Annotated in this window: 19 protein-coding genes; 8 read left to right on the top strand and 11 right to left on the bottom strand. The window is 52.6% G+C overall.

All coding sequences use genetic code 11. The annotated features are described in order from the left end of the window. Positions 1–306: 306 nt before the first annotated feature. Entirely contained in the window at positions 307–2,532 is a 2,226-nt protein-coding gene (locus EJQ19_RS10025; RefSeq protein ID WP_126141078.1) for a helix-turn-helix domain-containing protein, read from the bottom strand. A 183-nt stretch (positions 2,533–2,715) separates the two neighbouring features. Here EJQ19_RS10025 and EJQ19_RS10020 point away from each other — a divergent pair, with 183 nt between their 5' ends. From EJQ19_RS10020 to EJQ19_RS10005, 4 genes are all read left to right on the top strand, one after another. Then, positions 2,716–3,159: an Hsp20/alpha crystallin family protein gene (locus EJQ19_RS10020; protein ID WP_126141077.1), complete on the top strand. Its 444-nt coding sequence runs from the start codon at positions 2,716–2,718 to the stop codon at positions 3,157–3,159. Positions 3,160–3,293: 134 nt separating this feature from the next. Next, positions 3,294–3,539, top strand: a complete 246-nt coding sequence (locus EJQ19_RS10015; RefSeq protein WP_126141076.1) for a hypothetical protein — start codon at positions 3,294–3,296, stop codon at positions 3,537–3,539. Positions 3,540–3,544: 5 nt separating this feature from the next. Next, entirely contained in the window at positions 3,545–4,081 is a 537-nt protein-coding gene (locus EJQ19_RS10010) for a hypothetical protein (RefSeq protein WP_126141075.1), read from the top strand. Positions 4,082–4,121: 40 nt separating this feature from the next. Then, the gene (locus EJQ19_RS10005; protein ID WP_241242827.1) at positions 4,122–4,445 is read left to right on the top strand and encodes a hypothetical protein; all 324 of its coding nucleotides are present in this window, start codon (positions 4,122–4,124) and stop codon (positions 4,443–4,445) included. A gap of 54 nt (positions 4,446–4,499) precedes the next feature. Here EJQ19_RS10005 and EJQ19_RS10000 read toward each other — a convergent pair whose 3' ends face one another. The 6 genes from EJQ19_RS10000 to EJQ19_RS09975 all read right to left on the bottom strand — a co-directional run bounded on the left by EJQ19_RS10000 (position 4,500) and on the right by EJQ19_RS09975 (position 8,676). Beyond that, on the bottom strand, positions 4,500–4,862 hold the full coding sequence (locus EJQ19_RS10000) for a hypothetical protein (RefSeq protein WP_126141073.1): 363 nt from the start codon (positions 4,860–4,862) through the stop codon (positions 4,500–4,502). Between the two features lie 146 nt (positions 4,863–5,008). Further along, positions 5,009–5,314, bottom strand: coding sequence for a 50S ribosomal protein L33 (locus EJQ19_RS09995; RefSeq protein WP_126141072.1), 306 nt, complete (start codon positions 5,312–5,314; stop codon positions 5,009–5,011). Positions 5,315–5,457: 143 nt separating this feature from the next. Next, positions 5,458–5,682: a DUF1128 domain-containing protein gene (locus tag EJQ19_RS09990; protein ID WP_126141071.1), complete on the bottom strand. Its 225-nt coding sequence runs from the start codon at positions 5,680–5,682 to the stop codon at positions 5,458–5,460. A 117-nt stretch (positions 5,683–5,799) separates the two neighbouring features. Further along, positions 5,800–6,429 (bottom strand): TetR/AcrR family transcriptional regulator, encoded by a 630-nt coding sequence (locus EJQ19_RS09985; protein WP_126141070.1) that lies wholly within the window; start codon positions 6,427–6,429, stop codon positions 5,800–5,802. Positions 6,430–6,490: 61 nt separating this feature from the next. After that, on the bottom strand, positions 6,491–7,132 hold the full coding sequence (locus EJQ19_RS09980) for a YigZ family protein (RefSeq protein ID WP_126141069.1): 642 nt from the start codon (positions 7,130–7,132) through the stop codon (positions 6,491–6,493). Between the two features lie 188 nt (positions 7,133–7,320). Beyond that, positions 7,321–8,676, bottom strand: a complete 1,356-nt coding sequence (locus tag EJQ19_RS09975) for a glucose-6-phosphate isomerase (RefSeq protein WP_126141068.1) — start codon at positions 8,674–8,676, stop codon at positions 7,321–7,323. A gap of 123 nt (positions 8,677–8,799) precedes the next feature. On the opposite strand from EJQ19_RS09975, the gene EJQ19_RS09970 reads away from it, so the two are divergent. Together EJQ19_RS09970 and EJQ19_RS09965 are read left to right on the top strand one after the other, a co-directional pair. Continuing rightward, the gene (locus EJQ19_RS09970) at positions 8,800–10,104 is read left to right on the top strand and encodes an NAD(P)-binding domain-containing protein (RefSeq protein WP_126141067.1); all 1,305 of its coding nucleotides are present in this window, start codon (positions 8,800–8,802) and stop codon (positions 10,102–10,104) included. A 334-nt stretch (positions 10,105–10,438) separates the two neighbouring features. After that, positions 10,439–11,116 (top strand): DNA-binding response regulator, encoded by a 678-nt coding sequence (locus tag EJQ19_RS09965; RefSeq protein WP_241242826.1) that lies wholly within the window; start codon positions 10,439–10,441, stop codon positions 11,114–11,116. 71 nt (positions 11,117–11,187) lie between these two features. Here the strand turns inward: EJQ19_RS09965 and ppnP are convergent, their stop codons facing one another. The 4 genes from ppnP to EJQ19_RS09945 form a co-directional block, all read right to left on the bottom strand. After that, positions 11,188–11,505: a pyrimidine/purine nucleoside phosphorylase gene (gene ppnP, locus EJQ19_RS09960; RefSeq protein ID WP_126141065.1), complete on the bottom strand. Its 318-nt coding sequence runs from the start codon at positions 11,503–11,505 to the stop codon at positions 11,188–11,190. A gap of 132 nt (positions 11,506–11,637) precedes the next feature. Continuing rightward, a complete protein-coding gene (gene tkt / locus EJQ19_RS09955) occupies positions 11,638–13,659 on the bottom strand; it encodes a transketolase (RefSeq protein WP_126141064.1) in 2,022 nt (673 codons plus the stop codon). A 401-nt stretch (positions 13,660–14,060) separates the two neighbouring features. Beyond that, positions 14,061–14,960, bottom strand: coding sequence for a formyltetrahydrofolate deformylase (gene purU / locus EJQ19_RS09950; RefSeq protein WP_126141063.1), 900 nt, complete (start codon positions 14,958–14,960; stop codon positions 14,061–14,063). Positions 14,961–14,987: 27 nt separating this feature from the next. Beyond that, a complete protein-coding gene (locus EJQ19_RS09945; protein ID WP_126141062.1) occupies positions 14,988–16,115 on the bottom strand; it encodes a deoxyribonuclease IV in 1,128 nt (375 codons plus the stop codon). A gap of 120 nt (positions 16,116–16,235) precedes the next feature. On the opposite strand from EJQ19_RS09945, the gene EJQ19_RS09940 reads away from it, so the two are divergent. Both EJQ19_RS09940 and EJQ19_RS09935 read left to right on the top strand, forming a co-directional pair. Then, positions 16,236–16,664, top strand: a complete 429-nt coding sequence (locus EJQ19_RS09940) for a DUF2621 domain-containing protein (protein WP_126141061.1) — start codon at positions 16,236–16,238, stop codon at positions 16,662–16,664. Between the two features lie 141 nt (positions 16,665–16,805). Then, a complete protein-coding gene (locus EJQ19_RS09935; RefSeq protein ID WP_126141060.1) occupies positions 16,806–17,117 on the top strand; it encodes a hypothetical protein in 312 nt (103 codons plus the stop codon). Positions 17,118–17,279 lie beyond the last annotated feature (162 nt).

The following is a 17,279-nucleotide window of genomic DNA, read 5'->3' as shown; positions in this document are numbered from 1 at the left end:
CTTCTTGAAATGGAAGCCATTTTCCATGGCATTCGTTTTGTAAACGCTTTATTCACATTGAATGTATAGCAGCGAGGCGTAATTCGTAAAGGAACAGTTCTTTTTTTACGCCCATTCGCCGTAGTTGATTGCTCGAATCCCTTATGGTGCGCGGCATTTCACGCGTCTTGGGGAACGGCCTGCCTCCGGATAGGAACACTATTTTTTTCACGCTCTTTTCTTTCCAAAATAAGAAAACCTCTATCGAGGCCGCTTTAAAAAACGTGTCCGCAAATAGAGGTTTGTTAACGTTGGTTGGTTTTCCGCTTAGGAGTGAGCGGATTCACGATAAGAAGTCGGTTGAATCCCATACACGCGTTTGAACGCACGACGAAACGTTTTATCGCTGTTATATCCACTTTCCTGCGAGATCTGGACGATGCTCTTGTCTGTATCCTTTAGAAGCCCGCATGCCAGTTCGAGCCTAAGCCTTTCCACATAGTCGGAGAAATTCTCGCCTACATGGTCTTTGAACAGAATGGAAATAAAGCTTTCCGATAACTTAAAATACGAAGCTAACCCTGATAAACTGAAATTCGCATCCGTAAATTGCGCTTTCGTCATTTCGAGTATGGCAGTTGCCGTTTTATTATACTTATCTTTCTTCTGATGAGCGAGATGCTCGCAGATCGTGTGAAGCACTTTTTTCCATGCCTCTGGACTAAAGCTTTCTCCGCTTTCGGCCTGCTGTAAGGCCCTCTCTCTCAGCTTGGCTAACGAATCCGAGCTCGCCTCCACCTGTTCAAGCAATTTAATCAGTGTTCCTTGAAGCTCATGCTGCAGCTGCCTGCGCGTCACTGTATTCAACCGCCGCTCCTGCAAATTAACATCCAGCAAGTGCTGCATTAACCGCTCAAGCCCTTCCCTGTCACCGTTTTTAACCGTCTGGATGAGCTTGAGTTCAATATCCAACGGATAATAATAATAAGATGAATCCTGAACCCGCTCTTGGTACCAGATCAATTCTCCGCGATCCGTCGGAATATGGTATTCCAGCGCCTGGCGTGCTTCATTATGCGAACGCCAAAGTTCGTGCAGCAAAGCGGTGCCTCGCCCGGCACCGATGGTGAGCAGCAAACCGTTCTCTTCCTGAAGCATGTCTGCTTGTACCGCCCATCGCTCACGAATTAAAGCGCGTAAAACTTCCCAATCGGTTGTCTCATAAGCGACGATCAAGTCTGCGCGATTGCCGTCCATATTCATGAGGAAATCAAAACCTTCCAGCATGTGCTCCAAACGATCCTTCAAGAAGCTGTGAACCTCTTCCATTCCTTCGTAACCAATCGCCCCCCAATCATCGCGGTTGGCGGTGACAGAAATGGAGAAGTAACCCGCTCCCTGAAGTTGAACATGAGCTTCTTCAAGAGCGGCTTTGGCCCCTTCCTCGTCCTTATAGTATCCTTTCAGCAAACGGTCCAACACCGAAGCGCGCAAGAGCGGCAGTTGATGCTCAATCTGGGAGCGCAGCTCCGACATGGAATTCAGCAATTCCGAGAAAGGCTTGCTGTTCCTGTAAGCCAAAAACAGGGCTGCCAGAATGCCTAAGCCGAGTGTGAACCCCGCGAACATCAGGATCGCTCGTTTAATCGTATCCGCCTTCGCCAGCACGACGGAGGAAGGCTGAGCAGCGATATACGTCCATCCGTTCTGATCTGACCGGGAATGGGAGACCAGCATGCTTTTTCCTCCAAGCTCCTCAAAAGAAGATCCGAGCCTCCCTGACAAGGTTTCCGGTAGGGCAAGTCCATTTTTAAGTTGGTCGGACGTAAAGGTTGGTGCAATAAACTGACCTTGCTCGCCCTGAATGTAAGCGTATCCACCATCTTCAACAAGAAATTGAAACAAACTTGAAATGTCCCTCTGATCAATAAATACGATGATGGAACCTAATACCTTTCCTTGAACGCCGTTTGGCAAAGGGCTCACGTAAGCAAGTACAGAAGTTTGTTTGCCTTCAATCGTCACATTATTCAAGCTGTAATACTGCTTTTGAGTGCTCCGCTTGGATACTTCATCTAACCATTCACTTAGCTTCATCCCGTTGATACTGACCACATTGTCATTCATATTAAATGCCGTTTTGGACGACACAGCCATTCCGCTGTTCGCAATACAAATGAAAATATCCTCGAATAATTTATTCGTAATCACGTATCGGTTCAAGCTGCTGCGCAAAATGGAATAATTATAAAGCTGCTCCGTCGTCGGCGGTGAGCTTGCGTTCAATAGCATTGACAGAACGTTGTTATCGTCAGAGATCTCTGAAACGACATTATCGGATTCGATAAATAGCCGATCCACGGTATTCTGACTCATTCTAAGAATCTGAAGGCTTAGATCCGTTGCACTTTTTGTCAAAACCTCATGAGTTTGGACGTATTGCTGAATGCCAAAGGCAATCGGCAGGCATAGGAACAACAAGTAGGAAAAGACATATTTCCTAAACACGGACTGTTTATTGCTTCTGATCGGCAGGCGCAGCAAATTCCTCATCACCGGACTTCGTCCTTTCAGCAGTTATTGGAACTATACAACTTGTCTTCCATCGTACACCAGTACATTTATTGCGTCAATTTGAAGCTTCCTCGCGCCGTGCCATATTCCGCGACTTCCCTTCATAAACTAAAAGGAGCAGCGCATGTCGCAATTCCTAGGGGAAGTCTGAGGTGATGGCAGATGAGTGCTCCCGGCGGTCGTCCGCCGAAGCCGGATTGGAAGGGACTTACCGCGCAGGCCGGCGACGTGCTGGGTCCAGAATTTTGGCAGGACATCGCCAGCATTATCCCGCTAACCGGTCCGCGCATCGATATGTACGAAACGCTGCAGGAAGTCGTCGTGGTTGCAGAGCTGCCCGGGTTGTCTTCCCCGGAGCAGATTCAGCTTTCTTTTCACAACTCCGCCCTGCTCATCCGCGGCTCGCTTGTGCGGCCTTACCCTGTGCAAGACGATCAAATGAAGCTCTCAGAGCGCTTCTTCGGCGCTTTCGAACGGACGATCCGCCTGCCGGCGAGAGCGTTAACGGCGCATATGCGAGCGCAGTACCATAACGGCTTGCTCATTGCCCGCATTCCGATGGCGCCGCCGGACGACGAAAAGGTCGTCCCCATTCAATTCACTTAACGTCCCCTTGTCCGAGCACAGTGCAGCTTGGCGGGGGCGTTATTTTTTTATCTGTTCAAGAAGAAAGTTGCAGCATTCCATTCCAAAATAGAAATGAAACGCGATTTGTCCCCATATACTGAGGAGAGGGTGCTATGAACCTGATACTAGGGGGAATCGCTTTGGTACGGATCAAGTTTCAATCCATTCATATCGATCAAATCGCGGCTTCATCAAGCGTGAATAAAGGCACAAATCGTATCGTGGGACGACGCTCGAACGATAAAGTCAATAACGGGCTGGGCGCGGTCAGAGGCGAAGGCAATCTTGTGCAGGACAGCAAGCATATCGTATATGATGCAGATACACTGGATTACAAGCCTCGTCGTGAAAAGAGCTGAGCCCTATGTGGTTTCGCCGAAAAAAACATTCCCTTCCCTTACCGCAAAAACCGCCGTCAGCCGTTGCCCCCACATCGTCGCCCGCTACTATGCGAACGGAATCCGCTCCTTCCGCCGCGTACACCGACAAGCTGGAGCGCCGCATTCTGCAGCTGGAAAAGCAGCTCGCTGCGCTGTCCGAAAAGCCAGCTCATATTCACATCGAAACGCTGCATGTGCACCAGCCCGTGCTGGACAGCTTGACGTTCCGGTTGGATCAACTCGACATTGGAGAGCTTAGCGGCTCCTTGAATTTGGGCAACAACTTCGGCGCAAAAACCGCCGATCTTGCCGCGCATGGAGCGCACGGAGCATCCGCCGCCGCGAAAACCGGCTCCAGCGGCGGGACTACCAAGGCAGCGCCGGAGCCAAAAGCCGGCACGGCGCCACCGCCAAGGGCGCCCTCCGCGTCGCAGCCCTCCACGGCCGCCGCAAGCGCAGAGGGGCCTGTCCGCACAGAAACCGGGTACCGCTACCATCCGAAGCCGCCTCCATCGGCGTAGCAATTACGAATAAAGGAGATGAACAAGCATGTCCTCCTTCATGTCGCCCACGTTTGTCATCGGCTCGATCCGTATCGGAACGGTCGAAAGCGCGTCATGCATCAATATGGGCAACAATTGGCCGACTGATTTTCAGAGCAACCAAAAGACCGTGCAGGGCTTCGGCTCCGTCGAAGGCGACAACAATCAGCTGGTCGGCACCCGGTCCATGCTGAACGACTCCGACTTCCTCGACATGCTCAACGTCGGCGATCAGGAGACCCCCGCATGGTTGCAGGAGCTCATTACGACAGGCGCACAGACTTCCGGCTTCCCGCAGTCCCAAGGCGCTGCCGCCCCTCCTTCGGACGTCGACGGTGAGTGAGTCGGCCCGCAAGCTCCGCTGTCTGCGGCAATACGCGCAGCTGTCGGGGCTTTTTTACACCCGGCCAATAATCAGATCGCCTTTCGTGTACGGCGCGTCGATAATATCATTGTCGTAGATAACGTTCGTCACCTGTTCCATCCGGTTATGCTCTCCGCTGATTTCGCCGACTCCGCTGTTTACTTTCGAGCTGGTCGACCAAAGGACTTGTGTATTCGTCCCGATAAAAACGCCGGATCCATTCGTAATCGAATTAACATGAATGGCATCGAACTGAATGGCAGGCGCATCAGGCAAAATCGGTACTGTTCGCGGCTGTTGCATCGTGGCCCCGCCCCCTTGCATATGGTTCCTAACGGCCGGATTGTCGTACTGCTCGTTAATCGGCGCAGCGATAAGAACGATGGAATCCGGCATGCTGCTCGCTCCTATCCGTGTGACCGCAATCTCGTATGGTAGCCTATTCCGATTTGCGGCGATGTGTGCCTCATCGGGCTTTGGATGCACAAAAAAGGACCCTCTCCTCACGGAAAGGATCCTTGCCTGTTAAGACGATTCTTTCATTACCAGAAGAACCCTGGACCGCCGAAGCCGCCTCCAAAGCCGCCTCCCCAACCACCGAAGCCGCCTCCCCAACCGCCGAAACCACCATACGCATATGGGGCTGTACCGATGGCGAGCAAGTCGAACAAGACGAGCGGAACGATCGCTTTGACCTGCACCTTTTTACCGTTTTGCGGAGCCACCAGAAGCGTGTTGCCACTGATGCGCACCAGCTTGCCCGTTACTTGCGAGCCGTCTTTTTTCACCGCGACGATGGTTTTACCGATCAGCTTGCGCACGTCTTCTTTACGAATTTTGGATGCCATGTACATCCACCTCCTCAGCCAACAGAGATACATTGCTCTACAGTGTACGGCTAAGCGGGCAACATGGCTTGGATAACTGTCCCTATTTAACGCAAAATACGCTATTGTCCGTGCATACGCCTGTCCGTCAGGGATCAGGAGGGTTATGCTTTACGCAGTTTACCCAGTTCGGTCGTAATCGCATCGATCTCACTGATGCTGAATTTATCTTTGCTTGCGACCATTTCGTAGAGATCCCGCAAATCCTCGTAAACCGCTTCGCTTACATTCGACGCTTTAATGGAGCCGCCTGTCGCCATGCGCAGCTTCTTCTTGATTTCCTCGAACATAAACTCCACATTCGCTTCCGACCATACGCTCAAATCCATTCTTGCTCGCCCACCTTTCCCTCTTGTCATTCCATCATTTTATAGTACAGGCATTCGAATGTCTAGGCGGCTGATATGCGCAAAAAAAAGCGAGCCTCGCGGCCCGCTCCATCCTGATTAACCAAGCATTTTGACAAGCGGCCGCTGCTGTTCGTAGGCATCCACATCCAGACTTGCACAGATGAGACGGATGTGCTCGTCAGCCAGCTTGCGCGCTTCTTCATAGGTAAGGCGGAATTGAATACAATAGGAAATAAGACCGTGCAGAGACATGAACAAATTCCAAGGAAGTGTGTATTTGCGGCTCTCGGCACCTGGCTGTCCAGCCACGACATCGCGAACAACGATGGCGAACAATTCCAGGCATTGCGCCTGCTCCGTTCTCGAATACTGCTGAAGCTCCGGCTCGTTCATCATGAACATCATCTCGTAATGATTCGGATTCGTCAGTCCAAACCAGACGAACTCCATCATTAACTTCTGCAGCAGATTCACGCTAATGCCCTGCTCGCGGGCAACCATTTCCCTCTGCCGTTGCAAGAGTAGGGCGAAATCGTCTTTAATTAACGCATAAAACAACTCCGCTTTTTCCGTAAAATGGTAATACAGTGCTCCGTGACTGTACCCCATTGCCTTTGCAATGCTTCGCATTGTTAAAGCGCGATAGCCAAAAGTAGCGAATAATTCTCTCGCTTCCGAAAGTATTCGCTCTCTGCTAAGCTCTTGCGCGACTGCTTTTCTAGCCATGCCAATCCCTCCGCATCCTTAGCTGTTATGAAATTGTGTTCGTGCCTGCAGCAAGCCCGCCTTATTCCGGCAAGCTCGTATGCTCGATGTATTCGTGATCTCCTGCGAGAATCACGCCTTGCCCTTGCGTCAAATCGGTGGCCCAGTTGATGAACGCTTCCGCTTCCGCCGCCAGCGGGTAACAAGGGACCGTCACCTTGTCCGTAAATTGAATATCACCGAGCAGCATATTTCGGGTTCTTAACTCATTCTCAAGTTTGCCGAACCACGTATAGTCCACTTCAATCAACACTTGCTGATGATTCACTTTATACACCGGCTGCGCTGCTTCAAGCCCTGCTACGGCTCCGTCCGTATAAGCTCGTATCAACCCGCCCGCCCCTAGCATGATGCCGCCAAAATACCTCGTAACGACAACCGCCGTATTCTTCAGGCCTTGCTGTTTAATGACTTCGAGAATCGGCTTACCCGCCGTTCCGCTCGGCTCTCCGTCATCGGACTGCTTCTGAATCTGGTCTCGCTCTCCCAATACGTAAGCGCTGCAATTATGCGTGGCGAGCTTGTGTTCTTTTTTAATCGTTTCAATAAATTGAATCGCTTCTTCTTCCGTTTCCACCGGTCTCGCATGTCCGATAAAACGCGATTTCTTGATGACAATCTCCGATAATCCGAACGACTTGACTGTTTTGTAATAAGCTAGCATAGCCGACCTTTCTGGGTAGAAGAAACAACTGGTTTCATTACATTCTACACACATCTCTCTAGTTCTACAATATAGAAAGAAAATTTACCACATAAATATTGGAAAATCCAGCACTTATATGACCGCCATTCAATAAAAAAGCGACCAACCCGATAGGATTGACCGCTTTTTCTCTTTTTGGAGCTCGATTATTGCTGCAAACGCGCTTCCAAAGCCGCTTTCTCTTTCTCATATCCCGGTTTGCCGAGCAGGGCGAACATGTTCTTTTTGTACGCTTCAACCCCTGGTTGATCGAACGGATTGACACCCATCAGATAGCCGGAAATGCCGCATGCTTTTTCGAAGAAGTAGACCATGTACCCGAAGGAATACGGGGTCATGTCAGGCAGCGTCACGATCAGGTTCGGCACATTGCCGTCCGTGTGCGCCAGCATGGTGCCTTCGAACGCTTTTTTGTTGACGAAATCCATCGTCTTGCCGCTCAGGAAGTTGAGCCCGTCCAGATCGTCTGCATCGGTGCCGATGGTGATGTGATCAGAAACTTGATCCACTTGAATCACCGTTTCGAACAGAATCCGGTTGCCGTCCTGCACAAATTGGCCCATGGAATGCAGGTCTGTCGAGAAGTCGACGGATGCCGGGTAGATGCCTTTATAGTCTTTGCCCTCGCTCTCGCCGAAGAGCTGTTTCCACCACTCGGATACGAAGTGGAGGGACGGCTCGTAGTTCACGAGAATTTCGATCGTTTTGCCTTTGCGATACAGGGCGTTGCGGACTGCCGCATATTGATAAGCCAAGTTCTCGCTCAGCTTCGGATTGGCGAATTCTTTTTGCGCATCGGCTGCGCCTTTCATCATCGCTTCCACGTCAATGCCCGCTGTCGCGATCGGCAGAAGGCCTACCGCTGTCAGCACGGAGTAACGTCCGCCGACATCGTCGGGGATGATGAAGCTTTCGTAGCCTTCGGCTGTAGCGAGTGTTTTGAGCGCGCCTTTCTCACGGTCCGTCGTCGCGTAGATGCGTTTGCGTGCCGCGTCTTTGCCGTATTTTTTCTCGAGCAGCTCCCGGAAAATACGGAATGCGATCGCAGGCTCCGTCGTTGTGCCGGATTTGGAAATGACGTTCACAGAGAAGTCTTTGCCTTCCAGCAGTTGAAGCAGGTGGGTCACATATGTAGAAGAAATGTTATTTCCTACGAAATAAATTTCAGGTGTTTTGCGTTTGTCTTTCGGTAAAATGTTATAAAACGAATGAGAAAGCATTTCCAGCGCCGCACGCGCGCCGAGATAGGAACCGCCGATGCCGATGACGACGAGCGCGTCCGAATCGGATTGAATTTGTTTGGCAGCCGCCTGGATGCGTGCAAATTCTTCGCGGTCGTAATTCTCGGGCAGATCGACCCAACCTGTATAGTCGGAGCCTGCGCCAGTTTTGTCGTGCAGTTGATTGTGCGCCAGCTCCACTTGCGCCGTCAAATAATCAACCTCATGCTGGGAGATAAAAGATAATGCCTTGCTGTAATCAAAGTCTAGCTTTTTACTCAAAAGGTTCGCCTCCATCTCTATTTTACCTTTTCCTAGCATACTGATTTGCTCCTTCAAAAGCAAGTAAAGAAGCCATTCACAGGGATACTTTCCCATGCTAAAATGAAGCTGAGGTGAAGGAGCATGAAACGTATCGGTTTTATCGGACTTGGCACGATGGGTAAGCCCATGGCTGCTAATCTGCTTCGAAAAGGGTTTATGGTAACCGTCTACAATCGGACTGCCGGCAAAACGGACGAGCTGGAACAGCTCGGCGCCGAAGTCGGCGTAACGCCGGCCGCGGTCGCGCGCAGCTCCGACGTTGTAATCACCATGCTGAGCCATGACGCGGCATTGTTGGATATTTTTTATAGTGAGAACGGCGTTCTCAGCGGGATTCACCCTGCGCTCACGATTGTGGATTGCAGCACGGTTTCTCCGCAAACCAGCCAAAAGCTCGCTAGCGAGCTCGCCGCGCACTTCGTCGACTACCTCGATGCACCGGTGACCGGCACGAAGCCTGCGGCCGAAGCCGGAACGCTGACGTTCATGGTTGGCGGCAGCAAGGAAGTGTTCGACGAGCAATCGGACGTATTCCAGGCGCTAGGCAGCAAAGCCCTTTACCTCGGACCGAGCGGCTCAGGCTCCTATGCCAAGCTCGCCCACAACACGATGGTGGGCATTAATTTGGCCGGCCTTGCCGAAGGGTTATCGATTGCGACCAAAGCAGGCATCAATCCTGCTCAATTCCTAGAGATCGTTCGCTCCGGCGGAGCGAACAGCAAGCAAGTCGAGCTGAAAAGCGATAAGATTCTCGATCGCGATTTCAGCAATCAATTCTCCCTGAAGCTCATGCTGAAGGATCTTCAGCTGGCGCAGGACATCACGGGCAATTTCCAGCTGCCGGTTCCCATGCTGCAGGCGGCGACGAACCTATTCCAGATCGGCCTCAGCCAAGGGCTGGGCGATCAGGATTTGAGCGCGCTCATCCAGCTCTATGAGGGCTGGATGGGGCAACAGGTCGTCCGGCAGGACGAGCAGGCGGCCGCGGCCGCCGCTGCATCGGCGCAGCCGGCTGCGGGACTGGCGGGATTGTCGGGGCGCGAACGCCGCCGGAACACCCGCGTGAAGCTGGACATCGATTTGAAGCTGTCCATCTACCAATGGGAGCATGAGGGTTCCTTCTCCGGACAAAACATCGACGGCACGCTGTTCGATTTGTCCGAAAGCGGCCTGCAGATCACGACGCCGGTCATGCTGGCGCCGGACATGTTCGTCGTGATCCACTTCCCTCAGGAAGCGGATCTGCCGCCGATCACCGCGCGCGTCATCCGCATCGAGACGGAAGGCCGCCTGTTCCGCTACGGCTGTATGCTCTCGGGCCTGCCGCCGTACGTGCGGCTGAAGCTCGAGAAGTACATCGAGGCGCGAATGGAGTTTGCGTTGTAGCCGATTTACGAGGTCGGTCACGGCAGTCATACGCCTGGTGTGGTTTTACTAAGAGGGGCTGAACCCTCTTAGCGCAACGATTTTCGCCATTTCTGGCGACTTAACTAGGGCTATGCACCCTTAGCGGGCTGAAATTTACGATTTTAGCTCGATTTCGCCTCTGTTAAGCAGGGCTGGGCCCTCTTAGCTGAATGATTTCTGCCATTTCCGGTGATTTAACTAGGGCTAGACCCCCTTAGCTGATTTAAATACCCAATGTAGACGCGTGAAGAACACCGTCCTTTCCAGATGAATGGAAAAGGCGGTGTTTTTATTTTGAGGAGGTAGTATGCAATTGACTGTATCGAAAGAATTTACTACAAATTATGAGCAATATCTTCAATACCATCTCACTCACCGCTCTGGCGAAAGACTTCGAAGGCTGCTTGAAGGCCATGCGCATGCAGAAAAGCAATTTCTTTCGCAAGTATGGTGGCCCAGTATCGGCAACTTTCGGCATCTCCATCCCGAGTATGAAGTAAAAGATTTTCAAGATGGCACTCGATTCATAGACTTCGCCTATATCCGCGGCTCCTATCGAATTGCTATTGAAATAGATGGTTTTGCTGCTCATGCAAGAGACATAGATCGTGCTCGATTCTCTGATCACCTCATGCGACAGAACCAATTAATCCTAGATGACTGGAAAGTACTTCGCTTTTCCTACGATGACCTTTCGCAGAGAAGCAGGCGCTGTCAGCAAATTATTCTGCATGTGATGGGACATTGGTTTGGGGAAGCCAAGCTTACCGTGCAGCTCAACTATAGAGAAAAAGATATTATTCATTTAGCTAAGATCTCCCCTGAGCCAATAACCTCTCGACTGGTGAGCGAACATTTAGGCATACGGATGGACAGCGCTCGTGAGTGGCTGCATCGTTTATATGCCAAAGGCATTCTGCGGCCTGCTCGCGGTAAGACACGTGTTCATTCCTATGTGCTGACTGCTACCAATCAAATGTACGAATTCTAGCGCAGCTCCCCTTCCACACAAAAAAAGCCCCCCATCATCCCCAAAGGGATGATGAAGGGCTGTCTCGCCAACTACTCGCTAATATACGAGCAGATATAGTCGCTCACCGTTTTCACGTCGAGTTTGAATTTCGCGTTCGCCGGAACCGTGAATTCGCCTTGGCCGCTGATGGAGATCCATTCGTCGCTGCCTGGCAGCTGAACGTTCAGCTCGCCGGCTTGGATTTCCATGATTTCCTTGGTATCTGTGCCGAACTCATATTCGCCTGGCAGCAGGATGCCGAGTGTTTTCTTGGTGCCGTCTGCGAAAACCACGGTACGGCTTGTCACTTTGCCATCGAAATAAACGTTGGCTTTTGTTAGGACAGTTACATTTTCAAAGCTGGACATCTGGACCATTTCCCCCATTATGCTTGTAATTTGCTCGGCCGCTGACCGCGACCGAGCCACTGTGAAGCAAGCCCCCGAGCGCGCCATCGACGCGACCGGAGCCTCAAAATCATTGAAATCGCCGAAGCACAATTAACCCAGCAAAGCTTTCACGCGCGCAGCCACGTTTTCCGGCGAGAAGCCGTACTCTTTGAGCACGCGGTCGCCAGGCGCGGAGGCGCCGAATGTGGAGATGCCGAGGATGGAACCCTCGTCGCCGACATAACGTTCCCAGCCGAGCGGGTATGCCATCTCGACAGCCAAACGTTTTTTCACGTCAGGCAGGATGACGGAGTCTTTGTACGCTTTGGACTGTTTCTCGAACAGCTCCAAGCTCGGCAGACTTACAACTCGTACGTTGATGCCTTCCGACGCGAGCAGCTTCTGAGCGGCAACCGCCAGCTGTACTTCGGAGCCTGTCGCCAAGATTTGAGCGTCCGGCTTGCCGTTTGCTGCATCGGAGACGACGTAGCCGCCTTTGCTCAGGTTCGCTTTGGCGCCTTCGACGGTGCCTTCGAGAATCGGCAAGTTTTGACGCGTCAGCACCAGCGCAACCGGGCCTTTCGCTTCCGCGATCGCATAGCGCCAAGCTTCCGACGTTTCGTTGCCGTCCGCAGGACGAATGACCGTGATGCCTGGAATCACGCGAAGCGCAGGCAACTGTTCGATCGGCTCGTGCGTAGGGCCGTCCTCGCCGACCGCGATGCTGTCATGCGTCAAGACGTAAATGACCGGAAGCTGCATCAGTGCGGCAAGACGGATGGAGGCACGCAGGTAGTCGGAGAACACGAAGAAGGTCGCGCCGTACACTTTGACCCCGCCGTGAAGCGCCATCCCGTTCATCGCGGTGCCCATGCCGAATTCGCGCACACCGAACCATACGTTGCGTCCCGCATAGTAGCTAGCGCTGTAATTCGCTTCGCCTTTGATCATCGTATTGTTAGAGCTCGCCAGGTCGGCAGAGCCGCCGATCAGTTGCGGCAGCTTGCCGGCAACTGCATTGATCGCGTTGCCGGAAGCGACGCGCGTCGCCATCGGCTTGTCAGCCGTTGTGTATACAGGCAATTCGGCATCCCAGCCAGCTGGAAGCTCGCCGCTCACCGCTGCGCTGAACTGTTTGCCAAGCTCAGGGTAAGCCGCGATGTAGTCATTCAGCAGGCTGTTCCAAGCTTGCTCGGCAGCCGCGCCTTCTTTTTGAATTTCCGCATAGTGCGTGCGCACTTCATCCGGTACGAGGAAGTCCGGCTCTTCCGGCCAGCCGTACGCTTGCTTCGTCAGCTTCACTTCTTCGCCGCCAAGCGGGGAACCGTGCGGTCCAACATGGCCGCCTTTGCCGCCCTTGTTCGGAGAACCGAAACCGATCGTCGTTTTCACTTCGATCAGCGTAGGACGCGTCGTATCGGCTTTCGCTTCTGCGATTGCGTTGGAGATCGCCGCCAGATCGTTCTGCTCTTCAACGCGCAGCACTTGCCAGCCATATGCCTCAAAACGCTTATGAACGCTCTCGGAGAACGCCATGTTCAACTCGCCGTCGAGGGAAATATCGTTGGAATCGTAAAGCATGATGAGTTTGCCCAGCTTCAGGTGCGCCGCCAAGGAAACCGCTTCGGACGAAACGCCTTCCATCATGTCGCCGTCGCCGCAGATCGCGTATGTATAATGATCGATCACCGGGAAGTTTTCTTTGTTATACGTTTCTCTCAAATGTGCTTCTGCCATAGCCATACCTACGGCCATACCTACGCCTTGACCAAGCGGGCCAGTCGTCGCGTCAACACCTGGCGTGTGGCCGTATTCCGGGTGACCCGGGGTTTTGCTTCCCCACTGACGGAAGTTCTTGATTTCTTCCATCGGCAGGTCGTAGCCGCACAGGTGAAGCAAGCTATAGAGCAGCATGGAGCCGTGGCCTGCGGACAGCACGAAGCGGTCGCGGTTGACCCAGTTCGGGTTCGAAGGATTGTGTTTCATATGATGCTTCCACAGCACGTAAGCCATTGGCGCAGCGCCCATAACCATTCCTGGATGGCCGGATTTTGCTTTTTCAACTGCATCGATCCCGAGTGTACGAATGGTATCGACTGCAAGCTGCTCGATTGTTTTATTTGTTGCCGTCATGCGAAAATTCCCTCCAGTTTCTCTGTATATTCATCAGCATTCGACTTTATAGGCAAGTCAATTGATCGCTTGCATTATTGTACCATTTGCTTTAAGGCTTTGCCACAATAACTCATGAAATCGGATCGCTAGCGGGCAGGGCCGCAGAACCCCGTCGCCAATCCTGAACAGCAGATCCCGCCACCTCAAATGGATAAAAAAGCTAAGTGAAGCAGAAGCTACCTATACATCAAGCTCAGGTGATCCTTATGCTGATCTTTTTCGCAACAATAGTCGTACTTGCCATCGGGTACCCTCGAAAAGCAGCCGAGGGAACTTAGTAAAAAAGGCTTCCCGCGACCAAGCTGAACGCAGCCTTGGCAGGGAAGCCTTTCTTGTGTCCTGCCCACAGCAGGCAGGGATTAATTGAACACGACCGTCTTATTGTTATGCACGATGACCCGGTCATCCACATGCCAGGCGACCGCCCGTGCCAGCACGATGCGCTCGATGTGACGACCAATCCGCTTCAAGTCCTCGACATTGTCGCGGTGACTTACACGCTGTACGTCCTGCTCGATGATCGGTCCGCCGTCCAGCTCTTCCGTAACGTAGTGCGCAGTAGCGCCGATGATCTTGACGCCGCGGTTATGCGCCTGCGCGTACGGCTTGCCGCCGACAAACGCCGGAAGGAAGGAGTGATGGATATTAATGATGCGGTTCGCATAATGCTTGATGAACGTCGGCGATACGATCTGCATGTAGCGCGCGAGAATAATGGTGTCGACCTTGTCGCCGACCACTTCAAGCTGCTTCTGCTCCGCCTCCGCCTTCGTTGCGGTGGTCACCGGAATGTGGTAATACGGGATGCCGAACGGCTCCACCAGCTCGCGCATATCCGGATGGTTGCTGACGACCATCGCGATGTCGGCGTTCAAATCGCCGGCGCGCCAGTGCCACAGCAGCTCCAACAAGGCGTGATCTTCTTTGGAGACGAAGATCGCGATCCGCTTTTTCTGGCTGGCCAGCGAAAGGCTCCACGACATGGACAGCTTGTCCGCGATAACGGAAAAGTCCTGTCTCAACTTCTCGACACGATCGGCCAGGTTCTCGAGATCGAACTCGATCCGAATGAAGAACATGCCGCCTTCCGGGTCCATCGTATACTGGTCGGACTGCACGATATTCGCACCGTACTCATACAAAAATTGTGATACCGCTGCAACAATCCCCGGCTGATCCGGGCAAGAAATCAACATTCTCGCTCTATTTTTCCATTCGCTCTCCCGGCGAACGGTGCTGCTATTGCTTCCCGCTTCCATGGTTCTCCCCCTAAATGCAACGCGTGCTTATGCTTTCTTCAATACATCGCTGCCAGCCAGCCAAACGATCAATCGCTGATTGATCTGCTCCTCGCTCAGATCGGCAAACAGTTGTTCTTCATGCAACATATCGTACAAGCGCTCCAGCGGCTCGCGTCCGTCCGCTTTTTTCGCTTTGGCGTCGTTCTTGAGCAGCTCCCACGTTTTCACAACGAAATCGCGATGGTGAATGTCCCGCTTGTTCATGAGGTGCGCGATGCGCTCGACACCTTCCAGGAAGTCGCCGCCGAAGCGCCCGCTCAAGTTGCCGGACAGCAGCGCAATCTCCGCTTCGTACATCGGACGCTGCGTCTTGTCTTCTTTGCCGATCCACGGCGTCTCCAGAATCATCGGCAAATGCTGCAGCGACTCGTGGTTCGCCACGTTGTTCATCGCCTCGAAGCCGATCCAGCCCGAGCCGAGCGGCGCATGGCGGTCTTTGGCCGCACCGCGCGGGTTCTTACTGTCGTTGAGATGAATGACCGCCAGCTTCTCAAGCCCAACCGTACGGTCAAAATGGCGCAGCACGCCGTCGAGGTCGTTCACAATATCGTAGCCGGCATCATGCACGTGGCACGTATCCAGACAGACGGTGAGCTTGTTATTGAACTCGACCTGCTCCATAATCTCGGCGAGCTCCTCAAAGCTGCGGCCGATTTCCGTACCTTTGCCCGCCATCGTCTCGAGCGCGATGTTCACGTCCGTGTCTTTGACACCGGCGAGCACTTCGTTTAAGCCTTCCGCGATGCGCGCAATGCCGTAATCCGTATCTTTATCCGTGTAAGCGCCCGGATGGAGCACGATGTTCTTCACGCCGAGGTAATCCGTTCGGCGAATTTCTTCCTGCAGGAAGCGGACCGCAAGCTCGTACGTATCGTCTTTGTAGGAGCCGAGGTTGATAATGTACGGCGCGTGAACGACGATTTCGTTCATCGCATGCTTGTCCATCACCGCTTTGCCTTCTTCAACGTACTGCTCTTCGATCGGTTTGCGGCGCGTATTTTGTGGGGCACCTGTGTATATCATGAAGGTAGAGGAGCCGTAGGAAACGGCTTCTTCGGCTGCATTCAGCAAGCCTTTGTCCGAAAAGGAAACGTGCGAGCCAATTTTGGGCATAGTTCATAACTCCTTTGTGTGTGAGTACTACCTTCCTATTTTACTCGGAATGTCGCAAGAAATCTAGAAATACGCTATAATTCTTAACATATCCTTACATGCTGCTGAGGTGACACCAACATGGCTCACGATACTTTCATGATTTTTATCCTGTTCTGGGCGTTCGTCCTCCTGTTCTTTATGGGGGTCGGCGGCTATTTCATGTTTCGCAAATTTCTCAAGGTATTGCCCAAGGAAGACGGCAAGTCCAAGCTGGATTGGCAAAATCATTACGTCGACAGCTCCCGCCATCTGTGGACGGAGGACTCCAAAGCTTTCCTCGACAAGCTTGTCTCGCCTGTGCCTACCGCGTTCCGCGACATTGCGAAGCACTCGATCGCCGCGCGAATCGGACAAGTCGCACTGGAAGCGAACGCCTCCGAAGTGACCCGCGCCCACTGCATCGAGGGCTACATTTTGGCGACGCCGCGGCGCGACTACAAGAGCCTGATCTCCTTCCTGGATCGGGAGGAGATCGATTACAGCGCGTATCGGCATTTGCTGGGGTAGACGGCGCACAAAAAGGGATGTCCGAAGGTTAGCAGACCTTGGGGACATCCCTTTTTGTGTTTACTTTACTTTTCTTGAAATTTACCTTAGACAGCCCGCAAAAATTCGGTCATAATGGAGTACAAAAGGAGTTGATTAAACATGGACAAATTGGACCTCATTCTGAAAAAACTGGATAAGCTTGATGTAATGGAAACTAGGCTTGATTCGCTGGAAGCTGGACAAAAGGAATTGTATCAGTTGGTAAGCGCTATTCATCACCGGCAGGAACTTCTCGATTCCAAAGTAGAAGCCATGGCGATGAATGTTCATAAGCTGCAAGGGGAATTCGTTGGATTTCGGGAGGAAACGCGCCGCGAGTTCAGCCGATACGACAGACATTTGCGAGCTGTGGAAAGTGACCTTGACCGCACGATAGAGCGCGTAGAGATGCTGGAAGAACCAAGAAACTAAACGAGCATGCCCCATTAACAAAAAACTCGATAGAGCTTATCGTTATTTCTCCCTTCTTAGTGCCCATAAGCCTGCAGTAGAGAGGCTTCCAACGTAGCTGCCGAGGTATCGGCGAGGAAAGCATCCATCGCCAGCTCCGCTTCCGAGCAAGCCGTGCAGTAC

This window comes from Paenibacillus whitsoniae (assembly GCF_003955665.1).
GTDB lineage: Bacteria > Bacillota > Bacilli > Paenibacillales > NBRC-103111 > Paenibacillus_E > Paenibacillus_E whitsoniae.
This window is presented reverse-complemented; position numbering and strand designations above follow the sequence as displayed.